Below are 14,074 nucleotides of genomic sequence, written 5' to 3' on the forward strand. Positions count from 1 at the left end.
TACCTCAGCATCCATAGTTCAAGCCAAAAACCGCAGGTCTCCGATGAAGAGACTGCGGTTTTTTTATCGTTTCAATATATAAATTGAACTAAAGAATATTTACCCTTGCCACTCCGATGACAGAACAACCTTCCGATCACTGTTATCACCAGATTTTTTGGGGTACATAGGGTATTGGGTTGCCAGTGAAATTCAGCGCTCAGGCTTGACTTTACGAGGACGGGAGCGCGCCCGTCGCAGGAACAGCGATAGAAACAGACCAATGATCGAAATCCAGGTTGCTACAATGAAAGCATCATTAATGCCTTCAATCGTTGACGTCTGAACAGCAATACCATAGAGCTGCTGTAATGCGAGACTGGCACCTTGCTCAGGAGGCATTCCAGCCGCAGTAGCCATCTGCGTACCGAGCATGCCGACTTGTTCGGTCAATGCTACATTGGTTGTGGTGACCGTGTTGCTGTAATCCGCCAAATGAATGCCTGCACGTGTCGCCATCACGGTGATAAGCAAAGCCGTCCCGATTGAGCCTGCCACCTGCCTGACCGTATTGGACATGGCCGTCCCATGACTTGTGAGATGAGGCGGTAATTGGTTTAACCCCTCTGTCTGGACAGACATCATAAGCATGGACATCCCGAAACTACGGAATGTGTATAGCATCATAATGTGACCGTAGGGTGTCTCCCCCGTCAACTTGCTAAACTCAAAGGTAGAGATGGCGGTAATGATCAAACCGACAATGGCGAGGGGGCGAGAGCCGATCCGGTCAAACAGGGCGCCTGAGATAGGAGACATGACGCCCATTAGCAATGCGCCTGGCAGGAGCAACAAACCGGATTGCAGGGGAGAGAATCCCCTTATATTTTGCAGATAGATCGGTAACAGCAGCATTCCGCCAAAGAGTGCCATGTTAATCGTTGCACTGACCAGCGTCGAGATGGTGAAGATATCGTATTTGAATACACGAAATTCCAGCAAAGGGTTCTTCATGGCCGTCTCTCTGAGGACAAAGAAAACGATGAAGAGCACACCGATAATCAAAGTCAACAGCACTGTTGCGCTGGTCCAGCCTTTATCTCCGGCAGAGCTGAATCCATAGAGAAGAAAGCCGAAACCAATCGTGGAGAATAACGCGCCAAACCCGTCAAATTTCGGTGAAGTAAGCTTGGACACATTTTTTAGCCAGATGAAGGCAAACAAAATATCAAGCAAGGCGAGCGGAATGACCATATAGAACAGAATCCGCCATGTATAATGTTCCACGATCCATCCAGATAAGGTTGGACCAATGGCTGGAGCAAACATCATGGCAATACCCATCGTGCCCATGGCCGTTCCCCGTTTCTCTGGAGGGAAAACAGTCAGAAACACATTCATAACCAAAGGCATAATAATCCCGGCCCCACTGGCTTGTACGATACGACCGATGAGCATGACCGTAAATCCAGGACTGATGGCACAGATCAACGAACCCAGCGTAAATAACAGCATCGCGGTCACGAATAATTTGCGGGTGCCGAACGACTCGATCAAGTAGGCGGTAATCGGAATGAGTACCCCGTTCACCAGTAAGTAGGCTGTAGACAGCCACTGCACGGTCGTTGCCGAGACGTTAAAGTCATTCATCAGATGGGGGATGGCTACATTGAGCAAAGTCTGATTCAGAATGGCGATAAATGCGCCGAGCAGCAGGACAGCGATGGTTTTCCCAAGTGGCACTTGATTTTCCATCAGCAGCCTTAGATATGAACGCGCACGGTAGCGCTCATGCCGGGAACCACACCCAGTCCTTTATATCCTTCGATCGTAACGATGATCGGGATGACTTGTGTTACTTTGGTGTAATTTGCATTCGTATTGGACGAAGGCAATAGCGAAAAGGAGGATGCAGTGGCAAGTCCGATCTGGTCTACTTTGCCCGTCAAAGTGGTGTCCGGAAAAGCGTCGACATACACATCTACGATCTGACCTGTTTTAATCTTATCAATCGCGGTCTCGTCGACATTGGCTGTCACGTACAAATTATTGAAATCATAGGCCCGTGCGAGGGGCGTACCTGCAGATACGAGCGAATTTTCGACAGCGGTTTGTTGTACAATGGTGCCATCAACAGGCATCGTCACGGATGTTGATTTGCCCGCAGCGGAGACAGTGGCGACGGTATCGCCTGCATTAAATGTTGTACCTACCTTGCCTTTCCAGGATCGAAGCTCACCACTTACTGCGGAAGCCACGGAGATAGGCTGCCCGGTTACTAGCGCATTATCGGTTTTAACATAACTTGTGGATTGGTTGTAATAGTAGATCCCGGCCGCCCCGGCTCCCAAAATCACCAATATAACGATGATATTGATCAAAATGGCACGTGAATTCATGCTGATCATTCCTCCTCAATTCGGTTTTCTTTGAATCTTCTCTTTAATCGGTTCTGAAAGTCTTCTGTTGACAATCCTGTTTGGAGCATTCCCGCTACTTTGTCGCTCTATACGAAACAAGGTGAAATATTATTCGCAGAATAGGGCACCAATATATTGATTAAGGTTGCCTACAGGCGGATGATAAGGGAGGATGCACACATGTTGATCATTTTGGCGGTAATCGTTGTTATTGGGGTTGTGTTTCTGATGATTTATAACTCCAGATCGTCCCGCAAGGCTGCAGAAGCACGAGCTTCCAAAATAGCAGAGGTGGAAGAAGGGCCTGTCCTGCTCCATGAAGAAGATCATGCCCGGAAGGAAGATCGAATTAGCGAACAGGCCGAGCATACAGAGGTTTTAGAACATGCGGAGCGCAGACAAACGGAGATTCACCAGATGGATTCCACGTTGGAGGTGCCTCCTTCACCTCATATAAGAGAGACGCAGACGACAGACGGTGATCAAGCTTACCGCCAAGCATTGCTTCATTTCCGGAAACCTGCTGAAGTAGATGAGAAAGCGGTGTTAACGGATACGAATAAAGCTGAAGAGAGTGCAGATGAAGTGTATCGATTAGCTCTGAAGAGGATGAAAAGCAAATCCTCTGATCCCTCTTCAAAGCGAGAATGACCACTTAGTTCAGTTTTTGAACGTTGGACATGGCTTTCGTTTTCAATCCAAAACGTCTACAATAGATGAAGCTTTGTGAATTATGGCTGCATGACATGGAATACGTTGAAGAAGAGAGGGAAACCCATGAACGGACAACAACGAGTAAATATCAAACCGGGTCTTGAAGTGGATATTGTGCTCAAGCAAGATCAGCCTACAGGCAAGCTGACACGTGGGATCGTGAAGGATTTATTAACCAAATCGCCCACACATCCGCATGGAATTAAAGTGCGTTTGACTAATGGACAGGTGGGCCGTGTGAAACAAGTCTTTACGGGAGCGTCGGAATGAGCCGGTGCCCGAGGTTGTAACATGATTACAACTGCGGATGTTATGGCACATCTGGCCTCGGGTAACGAGCGTCAGCAGGATGCTTATGAGGTGCTGCAATCTAGCGGATTATTAAGCATATTGGGTGCTTACCAGCCTTACCCGGCTGGAACAGTGCCGATTGATATTGATATCCCCGGAAGTGATCTTGATCTATTATGTGAGGCAGCGGATTTGGGAGCGTTTGAAGCCCTATTGCACCGTCAACTGGGGGGAATGCAAGGTTTCCGATGTGATCGGGGGGACGGCCGTGCAGGCCAGCGTCCTTATGTGACCTGTTGTGTGGATATTGGAAACTGGCCTATAGAGATTTTCGCTCAGTCGGTATCTGTACGCAGTCAGAATGCCTATCTTCACATGCAGGTAGAGTGGGAATTGTTGCAACTTTGGGGCGCAGCAGGACATCGGGAGATTCGCAAACTTAAGCTGGGAGGCTTGAAGACGGAGCCTGCATTCGCTGCAGTACTGGGACTTCAGGGAGACCCCTATGAGGAGATGCTACATCTGGCCGGAATGAGTAAGGATGAGCTTTGGTCCTGGGCTCGCCTGCGTACGTCCTTTCAGTTCGAATAGCATGGTTTCCGCGATCAGATCAGAAAGATAGCCACAATTGTAGTCACTGTTAATCCCAGCAATACTGGTTTCAGATTGCGGCGTGCCAGTTCAAATGGACTGACCCCGCAGATGGCAGCAGCTGGAATCAAGGCCCATGGAATCAAGGTCCCACCGCCTACCCATATGGCGGCGACCTGACCCAGTGCCGTCAGTACAGGTGCGGAATCTGCCGAACCTGCAAACATAGACGCAATGGAGCCGACCAGGGATATCCCTGAGAACCCTGAACCATCCATTCCCGTGACCGCTCCGGTCACCGTCATCGTAATAGCGCCTACCGTATTATTCAGTGGCACTAGACTCGCAAGAGCTACCCCCAAATCATTAACAATACCGTGTGAACCAGCAGGCAGCGGGTTGTTGAACAACTCTGTGATCGCTGCATCCCCAAGATAAAAGAAAGCGGCAATCGGTATGACTGGACCAAACACCTTAAATCCGAACTGGAATCCTTCAATTAAATAGTTTGTTGTTTCTTCCGGACCTGTATGACGATGCGCGGCAAGGGAGACGGCGATCAGAATGAGCACAGCTGTTCCACCAATTAATGCTGTGGCATCCCCGCCTTGAAGTTGAAGTAAAAACATCAGAATGACATCCGCAGCGAATAACAACGGGATGATCAGAGCGAATGTCTTTTGCAGACGGCGCGGCATGGGTTGATGTTGAACGGAAGGCCCCCCGGAAATGGGCGCAGAATCTAATGAAGGTGGAAGGGCAGCTGCTGCTTCACCCAAGACTGGATCACTAAGTTTAAAGGTAGAGCCTGACTTCATCTCCTTGCGCAGCATCCAGAATGCCGTTACGGTAGACACCGTTCCCATCACTATGACAAGCGGGATACTTGCAGTCATGACGGAGGTAACTGGAAGTCCTGCTGCATCAGCCGTCAGTTTGGGTGCACCTTGAATAATGTAATCCCCTGATAAGGCGATTCCATGCCCAAATAGATTCATGGCAATGGCGGCGCCGATAGGTGGAAGTCCGACTCGTACCGCTACTGGAAGAAGTACAGCCCCAACCAGAGCAACGGCAGGTGAAGGCCAGAAGAACAGCGATACAATCATCATAATGAATCCGATTCCCCAGTACGCGATCTGTGGAGAATGGATGAACCGGGTGAGCGGCTTCACCATAACTTCATTGATTCCCGTCCTGATTAACACTCGGCTCATCGCAACAATGATTGAAATGATAAAAATAGTGCCGAGCAGCTCCTTGGCTGCGTAGATAAAACTGCTGAAGATTCCGGATACCGATCCGCTTAATGTTTCAGTCGCCAGAAATCCAATGGTCATAATACCCGCGACACAAATAATCGTTGTATCTCTACGACGAACCATGACGGCGATAATCAAGACGATAAAAGCCAGATATACATAATGCAATGGGACGAGTTGAATATTCATCGGACATGCCTCCTTTCATCCTTGGTGTCAACCTAAGGAGTGATATATCGTATGCATGTCATCACCGGGCGTTCGTGGAGTAGGGAGCAGGATTTTTTTTACAGATGGAGAACTTATTAGAGCATGGAGCCTTGTACACGTACTGTAAGCCAAGTGCAAGTCACCAGAAGTGATATTGACAGGTCACGGAACTACATAGACAGACGCAACCAAGTATGACTACAATAAACATGCCATTATAAGGAAGAAGATGGAAGAGATGCAGAAGTAGATAGCAGAAAACAGCAGTTTTTTTGAACTTAATAGCGTTTACAAAAAAATGTGTAAAAGAACATTAAATCAGATTAGACAAAAGGGCGGGAATTCATGAATTTTATCCGTTCACTGCGCTTTAAGTTTATTGTGGGTCTGACATTGATCATGCTGCCACTATTCATGCTGCTTTATTACAACAACGTATACGCCATGAAAGTGGTACGTGATCAAGTGTCTCTCACCAATATGAATCATCTGGCGAAGAGTGTGGAGCAGAACGAGCGCGTGCTGCAGGAGACCAATCGTTATTTATACAGTCTGGGCGAACGAGACCCGGATATTATTTCCCTGTTTTTTCTCAAATACGGCAGTGGCGATTATATTATTGCGAAGCAGCGCATTATGAACAAATTCATGACCGATATCGGATTTTATAATCTGATCGATTCATTTTTTCTGTACGATGCCGTAAATGATGATCTGCTGCTCGCTACCTCAGGCAATTATGATGTCAAAATGTCGATTGTGCAGGAGAGTATGCCGGTTCAGATGCAGCAACTGGAGGGGGAAATCCAGAAGCCGGAGTGGAGCATCGTTCGGGGTGGCACATGGAATGCCTTGGTCAAAACAGTACGGATCAACGCTCAATTCTATGCAGGAGCGCTTGTAGACATGAATGCACTGAATCATCCCGAGCAATTTACGGAATCCGGTAACCGGGGAGGAGCCGTCATCGTAGGAGCGGATGGTGGGGCCTTGTCTGATTCAGCCCTGAACTCGGCACAAATCAAGCTGGCCGCTGCCCATATCACTGGGTTAAATAATCCCTACCAGGTGATATCTGAAGTGACATCCACTGGCAGTGCACGTCAGTACCTGATGCTTGGAATTCCCTCAGCCATGTCCGAGATGAATTATATTGTCCTGCTGCCCGAGGAGGACATGATGCGAAACCTGCCATTTTTTCAGCAGATCATTCGCCTGCTTCCGATTGGTGCAGCGGTCATCCTGATTACAGCGATGATTTTTCTCAGGCAGCTTTTGTTCCGTCCAATGAATGTGCTCATACGCGGAATGAGAAGGGTTAGCCGAGGGGAGCTTGATGTTAGGCTGGAGACGCCGGCTTCATCTGAACTGGAGTTTGTCACGCACAGCTTCAATCAGATGACAAGTGAGATCCAGCATCTGAAGATTGATGTGTATGAGGAGCAATTGCGGACGAGGGAAGCAGAGTTCAAACAATTGCAGATGCAGATCAATCCTCACTTTTATCTGAATTCCTTGAATATCATTCATAGCCTGGCTTCGTTGCAAAAGCATGAGCTTGTACAGCAGATGGCTGGTCACCTAGCGGATTATTTCCGGTTCAGCCTGCGTGCAGGCAAACGTGTCATTCGATTGGATGAAGAACTGGAACATATCAGTCATTATTTGGAGATCCAGAAGCTGCGGTTTCCAAACAAGCTAGAGTTTGCTCTGGATGTTGGCCCGGACCTCGGGCATTATGTGCTGCCGCCCTTAACGATTCAGCCTTTTGTGGAGAATGCCATCATTCATGGCTTTCAGCGGCGCACAGAGCCTTTTGTTATACGCATAACTGCCCGGAAAACGAAAACGTTATCTGGGTCTGATTCACATATCGAAAATGAAATTGATTCGGTACTTCAACTTTCCATTACGGATAACGGTGTTGGCTTTGAACAAGAAATACTGGAGCGACTGCAGCAGGGGCAATATGTTGAAGCTCCGGGTGGGCAGCACATTGGCATCTGGAACGTTATCCATCGGCTGTTAGTGAAATACGGCGAACATGCCGGATTGCAATTCAGGAATCAGACTGAAGGAGGGGCAGCAGTCGTTATTCATATGCCCGCCCAGACGGAAGAGGAAGAAGGGAGAGCCTATGCGGAACCTGTTGATCGTGGATGATGAAGTGTATGCCCTGCAAGCGATGGTGGAAGGGGTGGACTGGAGCCTGGCCGGAATTGACCAGGTGTTCAGTGCTGGGGATGCCGAAGAAGCGAGATTGCTGATAAAAACCCATCCTATCGATATTATGATCTGTGATATTGAGATGCCGGGTGAGACGGGACTGGATCTGCAGAGTTGGGTGTTAAAGCATGATCCCGGGCTGTTAACTATTTTTCTTACGGGGCACGCCCTGTTCGATTATGCCCAAACCGCAATCAAGCTGAACAGCTTCGATTATGTGCTGAAGCCTGCTCCCGCAGACCAGATGCTCAAGGTTGTGAACCAGGCCATGGACAAAATTAAGGACGGGGAGCTGCGTTCCCGCACCAATGAAGTATATGAGACCGTGTACAAACGCTGGCAAACTCATAAACCGCTGTTGACCGAGCGTTTCTGGAAAGATGCCCTCTCACAACGGGTAACCTTAACTCATCAGAAGCTTCAGGAACTGTCCGAGGTGTACGGAGCCGAGATTGATCCGCAAGCTCGTGTGCTGCCGATTGTCATATCCGTCGAAGAATGGGTGCGAGACTTCGACCTACGTGATGAGGAGGTGCTGGAATATGCGCTCCGCAATGCTGCCAAGGAAATGCTGCTTGGTGACAAACCCGGCGAAGTGTTTCAGGACCACAGTGGACTGAATATTATGCTTGCATACGAACAGGACGGCATTGTACCAACGGCGAGTGAATTGGCGCAAGGATGTCAGAGCTATATTCAGGAGTGCGGTAATTATTTTTATTGCCGATTATCCTGTTATGTTGGAGTTCCGGTGGCTGTTACGGATCTTCAAGGTATGCTGAATGAGCTGATGGACATGGAGCGTCGCAATATTAACGAGCTTGAAGGGGTCTTCATCTATGACGAGGTGGGACGAGATACGGAGGATCGCTTTCTGCCCATACCGTGGTTTTCCGAGCTGTCCATCCTGTTCGAAACGGGAAAGTTTGATGACCTGCGCGAGCGTGTCGATGAAATCTTTGAATTACTGGCTGCCCAGGAGCGGCTGTCACCAGAAATTCTCCACTTGTATTATCATGCAATGCTGCATGTGATCTACCCGCTGCTCCATCAGAAAAATGTATCCATACGCAGCCTGTACCCTGGCGAACGCGAGCCGGAAGAAAGCGTTGTGACACGTTCATTGCCCCAGCTGAAGCAGTGGACTTCAGACCTGATCAGTCGTGCTATCCCGGTATTGTACCCGGACGATCACAGTCCAATGACTATTGTGGACCAGTTGTGCATCTACATTGAAAATCATATTGGTGAAGAGCTGATGCGAGAGGAACTTGCGTCCTTTGCCGGATTTAATCCAGCCTATCTGTCCCGCTTGTTTCGTAAAGAAAAGGGCATGTCGCTCTCCGAATTCATTCTCCAGCGCAGAGTAGCCAAAGCGAAGACCTTGTTGTCCCAATCTACCGTGAAGGTGACGGATATCGCAGGCAAGGTGGGGTACTACAACTACTCTCATTTTACGAAGATGTTTAAAAAGTGCACGGGTATTACACCCCAGGAGTTTCGCAAACAGTCCCGAACGGTACAGATTTGACGCAGCATGCTGCGTCTTTTGTTTTTTGGTGCCTTAAAGTCATAATTTGATAAGTGAACAGGTCACCACAGCAGATAGTGGACGTGAACGCCCCGCCGTTATACTTGAACCACAGGAGACACAGCGGTGTTTCATCCTGAGGATGAAATTCAAGAGGAGTGAGGGAGAACAAGTTATGAAGACACAACCCCAGGTGGGTAAGGGAGCACGTCTATCGGATGGAAGGGACATACCGGATATACCGGTTCGAAAACGAAAATCTGTCCTGTACAATCTAGGTAAATTCAAGGTTTTGTATCTCATGTTTTTGCCAGGCATTCTGTTTCTGCTGGTGAACAACTATATGCCGATGTTCGGCGTTCTGATTGCCTTCAAAAATGTAAACTATGCCGACGGTATTTGGGGCAGCCCGTGGAGCGGCTGGGATAATTTCAAGTTTTTGTTTTCTACCAGCGATGCTTGGGAGATCACACGTAATACGCTCGCATATAACACCGTATTTATTGCGCTGAATTTATTTGTAGGTGTAGGGCTTGCCATTTTGCTGAATGAAGTGAAGAACAAGGCGATGTCCAAATTGTATCAGTCACTCATGCTGCTTCCTTATTTTCTGTCGATGATCGTAGTCAGTTATCTCGTGCTCGCCTTTCTCGGCAAGGATTCGGGCTTCATGAACTCGACGATTCTACAGCTCTTTGGCGGACAACCAATTGATTGGTATTCAGAGCCCAAGTACTGGCCGTACATTTTGCCGCTGGTGAATACGTGGAAGAATATCGGTTATTACGCCGTCATTTATCTGGCAGCCGTCGTAGGTATTGATGAGGAATATTATGAAGCGGCCGTACTGGATGGCGCGAGCAAGTGGCATCAGATTCGCTTCATTACCGTTCCGTTTCTCGTCCCGCTGATTGTCATTATGACATTGCTGCAGATTGGTCGTATTTTCTACGCGGATTTCAGTCTGTTCTATCAGGTTCCACTGGAATCGGGCGCATTGTTCCCTGTAACGAATGTTCTGGATACGTATGTATATCGAACCTTCCTCATCGGGGGAGATATCGGGATGTCCTCGGCAGCCGGGCTGTATCAGGCTGTTGTCGGATTTGTACTTGTGCTTGTATCCAATACCATCGTAAGGAGAATGGACAAAGATAATGCATTATTTTGAGAGGAGGCAAGCCAGCTGTGAAATCACGTGATCCATTAGCTGTGTCGCGGCGTTCCGCGTCTATCATACACGGTATGTTTATCTTCTATGCCATTGCCTGCATCGTGCCGATCCTGCTTGTCTTCGCGATCTCATTTTCGGACGAGACGACGGTTATTGCGAACGGATATAAGCTGATTCCGGAGAAATTTAGCCTGACTGCTTATGAGTTTCTGTTCAAAGACATGGATCAGATCATCCACTCCTATGGCATTTCAATTATCGTAACCGTGATAGGTACGATAACGAGTGTAGCGTTGACTGCATTGTACGCGTACCCGCTTTCCCGGAGGGATTTGCCGTATCGCGGGTGGTTCGCCTTTTTCATCTTTTTCACCATGCTGTTTAATGGCGGGCTGGTTCCTTGGTATCTCGTTTATGTGAACGTACTGGATTTGAAAAACTCGATTCTGGCATTGATCATGCCGCTGCTGCTGTCACCGTTCTTCGTACTGGTCATGCGGACCTTCTTCGCCAATTCCATTCCGGTATCGATTCTTGAGTCGGCACGGATTGATGGAGCAGGTGAACTGAGAACGTTTACACGTATCGTGCTTCCGCTCTCCCTTCCGGTGATGGCGACCGTTGCGCTGTTCAGCACATTGAATTACTGGAACGACTGGTATCTTAGCATGATTTTTATATCCGATAACCGAACGATCAGCCTTCAGTACCTCATGTACCGGACGCTGCTCGATATTCAATATTTAACATCCAACTCCAATGTCTCTTCACAGATTTCGTCACAGGGCGGATTGCTGAATCTGCCGAATAAAACACTGCAAATGGCGATGGCTGTTGTCGGTATTGGTCCAATTGTACTGGCATATCCATTCTTCCAGCGTTATTTCATCAAAGGCCTTACGGTGGGCGCAGTGAAGGGGTAACTCCGGCCGGTTAGCGGAGAGGGCAATGGATATATAGCGAAGATAACGAAGATGGACCTGAGAGGGCATATACAAAAATCAGCGAGTACAGACACGCCGGAGGACCGGCAAAGGGACGGACTTTGGCAGATTGGAAACATGGCGAATTGGGGCAATCGGTTGCAAGGTCCAACATAAGACGGGAGGGGTTCATTTGGTTAGAACGTTTAAGGTATGGCCGCGTATCGCGGCAGCAGTTATGGCGCTGAGCCTAGTGCTGGCAGGGTGCTCATCGGACAAAGGCGGAACAACACCGGCAGCAGAGGGTGGCGGTGCAGCGGAGAGTGGGGGCAAGCCTTATGAAGTGACGTTGTATTATCCGGGAACGCCACAGAAAGATGTGGCTCTGGTCGAGGCCGAGATCAACAAAAAGATGGAGCCCAAGATCGGGGCAACACTCAAGATCAATGCAATCGACTGGGGTCAGTGGGATAACAAGCTGAATCTGATGATCTCTTCCGGCGAAAAATCAGATATTATTTTCACGGCGGCTTGGCAAAATTATACCGTTAATGTGGCAAAAGGTGCTTTCCTGCCGCTTAATGAGCTGCTTGATAAGTATGGGCAGGATATCAAGAAAAATCTGGATCCCGCCTTTCTGGAAGGCTCCCAGGTGGATGGCGTAAACTATGGTGTTCCTACCAACAAGGAATTGGCAGCAACACGTGGTGTACTTGTACGCAAAGATCTGGCTGACAAATACAAACTGGATCTGACCGCAGTGAAAACGTGGGCTGATCTGGAGCCACTGCTCAAAACCATTAAGGAAAACGAACCGGGTATTACTCCGTTTTATATGTCCAATACCAATGGTAACGGCCTGCTGGAGAACCTGGACTGGGATTATCTCGGTGATGCATCCGTTCCGGGTGTAATCTCCAAAACAGCGGGTACAACGACGGTACTGAATGAAGTGGAGACCCCTGAATTCAAGGAGGCCGCTGAGCTTGCACGCAAGTGGTATCAGGCTGGATACATCAACAGTGATGCGGCGACCTCCAATGTGTTCCCGAAAGATCAGGCGAAGGCAGGCAAGGCTTTCCTTTGGACCGATGGGATGAAGCCGGGCAAGGATAAGGAAGAAGAAGGGTACGTTGGATATCCACTGACCCAGATTGAGATGACACAGCCTACGATTACAACCGGGGATGCTTCTGGTGCCATGCTGGCGATCTCCCGTTCCTCTGAGCAGCCGGAAAAGGCGATGCAAGTCATTAATCTGCTGCATTCCGACAAAGAGATTAACAATCTGCTCAATTTCGGAATCGAAGGCACACATTATGTGAAAAAAGACGGTCAGGACAACATTATTACCCTCCCGCAAGGGGTAGATGCCAACAGTCGAACATACAATCCGGGCGCACAATGGCAGCTGGGCAACCAGTTCCTGAACTACCTCTGGGATAATGAAGATCCGCAGAAATGGGAAAAATTCAAGGAGTTTAATGCCAAAGGCGTCAAGTCACCTGCACTGGGCTTTACCTTCAACAGTCAATCGGTCAAAAATGAAATTGCTGCGGTCAACAACGTGAACAAACAGTTCAAACCGGGCATGACCTCGGGTGCAGTAGATCCGAATGAAATGATCCCGAAATATCTGGAGAAGCTGAAAGCTGCAGGTATTGATAAAATCATTGCAGCCAAACAAGAGCAGCTCGATGCATTCCTGTCCAAGAAGTAGATTTGAGTTGCAAAATCAAAGACGTTTTCGGTTAAAAACCGAAGCGTCTTTTTTTATTTGGGTCACAAACCATAATAAGGAAAAATATGATATAATCAGGTGGTTGATTAGGGGGTGTTCGTGTGTCGAGAACCAGACTTGTGTTCTCTGCGATGTTATTGCTGTTTGGCATCATCTTTACGTTTAAGCATCACCTCGGTTTTTCTGTGGGGGACACGATGTTGTCTGCTATAGGAATGTCGCCTTACACCACTGCCTACGTAAGTGGTGTGCATATCACGTTATTTTTTGGAATGGGTATATTAGTGTGCAGCTACTATCTTACACGCAAAGAAATCATGCCCTTATATCCGGTTTTGGCCAAACGGCTCTGGCTGATCGTTCTTGCGATCGTGCTCAGTTATTCCTACATGACAGATAAATTGATGTATGTAGCCAAATGGGGAGCTTCCGGTATCCATGGTGTTTCTTATGTCCAAAATGATAGCTCCTGTACCTTTGATGTACTGGATAATGGGATCACACGGGTAAATTGTGACCTGACACTCAAAAATTACACCAGAGAGCCTGTCGCAGCTGTGCTCTTGCCTGACCTGGCCCGCAGTTACAAACACCAGGATGATCCGCTCTATGAATCCCTGCAATCGGTTCAGCTAAAACCTGTGCATATAGAGATTGAGCCGCATGGAACATTTAAGGGTCGACTGGCGTTTTCCGGATTGGCTGACTCCCCGCTGCAAGTGAAAGGAAAGTTAACCGATATTGTCCTAGATGTCGCCGTGGATGGAGAGAACACCGTGTTTGATTACGATATTCCATAAGAATATTGCGTTAGCAAGATAGAATGAATACATAAGAAGAGCTTTCAAGTTAGAAGAAATTAATCAATATGCTGCATTAGAAAGGAGCTGACGGTTGTCGGCTCTTTTTTTGCGTGGAAGTTGCAATTAGTGCAGAAAAGTTGGCTTTGTCACCTTTATGCATGGATATGATAACGCTTACGATATATAGAGAGTCGATTGTTATGGGAGTA

General features: G+C 48.1%; 12 protein-coding genes. 9 read left to right on the forward strand and 3 right to left on the reverse strand.

Going from position 1 to position 14,074, the window contains the following annotated elements:
* Nucleotides 1-192: 192 nt before the first annotated feature.
* On the reverse strand, nucleotides 193-1,734 hold the full coding sequence (locus P364_RS0110530) for a DHA2 family efflux MFS transporter permease subunit (RefSeq protein ID WP_024630089.1): 1,542 nt from the start codon (nucleotides 1,732-1,734) through the stop codon (nucleotides 193-195).
* Between the two features lie 8 nt (nucleotides 1,735-1,742).
* Entirely contained in the window at nucleotides 1,743-2,378 is a 636-nt protein-coding gene (locus P364_RS0110535) for an HlyD family efflux transporter periplasmic adaptor subunit (RefSeq protein WP_024630090.1), read from the reverse strand.
* Between the two features lie 201 nt (nucleotides 2,379-2,579).
* On the opposite strand from P364_RS0110535, the gene P364_RS0110540 reads away from it, so the two are divergent.
* The 3 genes from P364_RS0110540 to P364_RS0110550 all read left to right on the forward strand — a co-directional run bounded on the left by P364_RS0110540 (nucleotide 2,580) and on the right by P364_RS0110550 (nucleotide 3,995).
* Entirely contained in the window at nucleotides 2,580-3,050 is a 471-nt protein-coding gene (locus P364_RS0110540; protein ID WP_024630091.1) for a hypothetical protein, read from the forward strand.
* 126 nt (nucleotides 3,051-3,176) lie between these two features.
* A complete protein-coding gene (locus P364_RS0110545) occupies nucleotides 3,177-3,383 on the forward strand; it encodes a YwbE family protein (protein WP_024630092.1) in 207 nt (68 codons plus the stop codon).
* Nucleotides 3,384-3,404: 21 nt separating this feature from the next.
* Nucleotides 3,405-3,995, forward strand: coding sequence for a DUF4269 domain-containing protein (locus tag P364_RS0110550; protein ID WP_024630093.1), 591 nt, complete (start codon nucleotides 3,405-3,407; stop codon nucleotides 3,993-3,995).
* A 14-nt stretch (nucleotides 3,996-4,009) separates the two neighbouring features.
* On the opposite strand, the gene P364_RS0110555 is transcribed toward P364_RS0110550, so the two are convergent.
* Entirely contained in the window at nucleotides 4,010-5,446 is a 1,437-nt protein-coding gene (locus P364_RS0110555) for a membrane protein (protein WP_024630094.1), read from the reverse strand.
* Nucleotides 5,447-5,812: 366 nt separating this feature from the next.
* Here P364_RS0110555 and P364_RS0110560 point away from each other — a divergent pair, with 366 nt between their 5' ends.
* The 6 genes from P364_RS0110560 (at nucleotide 5,813) to P364_RS0110585 (ending at nucleotide 13,862) form a co-directional block, all read left to right on the forward strand.
* The gene (locus P364_RS0110560; RefSeq protein WP_024630095.1) at nucleotides 5,813-7,630 is read left to right on the forward strand and encodes a sensor histidine kinase; all 1,818 of its coding nucleotides are present in this window, start codon (nucleotides 5,813-5,815) and stop codon (nucleotides 7,628-7,630) included.
* Nucleotides 7,605-9,224 carry a response regulator transcription factor gene (locus tag P364_RS0110565; protein ID WP_024630096.1) on the forward strand — a complete coding sequence of 540 codons (1,620 nt, stop codon included), beginning with the start codon at nucleotides 7,605-7,607 and terminating at the stop codon, nucleotides 9,222-9,224. Before P364_RS0110560 ends, P364_RS0110565 begins: the two co-directional genes overlap by 26 nt.
* Before the next feature lie 175 nt (nucleotides 9,225-9,399).
* A complete protein-coding gene (locus P364_RS0110570; RefSeq protein ID WP_024630097.1) occupies nucleotides 9,400-10,395 on the forward strand; it encodes an ABC transporter permease in 996 nt (331 codons plus the stop codon).
* Between the two features lie 17 nt (nucleotides 10,396-10,412).
* On the forward strand, nucleotides 10,413-11,321 hold the full coding sequence (locus tag P364_RS0110575) for a carbohydrate ABC transporter permease (RefSeq protein ID WP_024630098.1): 909 nt from the start codon (nucleotides 10,413-10,415) through the stop codon (nucleotides 11,319-11,321).
* Between the two features lie 193 nt (nucleotides 11,322-11,514).
* Nucleotides 11,515-13,041 carry an ABC transporter substrate-binding protein gene (locus tag P364_RS0110580; RefSeq protein WP_024630099.1) on the forward strand — a complete coding sequence of 509 codons (1,527 nt, stop codon included), beginning with the start codon at nucleotides 11,515-11,517 and terminating at the stop codon, nucleotides 13,039-13,041.
* 122 nt (nucleotides 13,042-13,163) lie between these two features.
* Nucleotides 13,164-13,862, forward strand: coding sequence for a hypothetical protein (locus tag P364_RS0110585; RefSeq protein ID WP_024630100.1), 699 nt, complete (start codon nucleotides 13,164-13,166; stop codon nucleotides 13,860-13,862).
* The last annotated feature ends 212 nt before the right edge of the window (nucleotides 13,863-14,074 follow it).

This window comes from Paenibacillus sp. MAEPY2 (genome assembly GCF_000499205.1).
GTDB lineage: Bacteria > Bacillota > Bacilli > Paenibacillales > Paenibacillaceae > Paenibacillus > Paenibacillus vandeheii.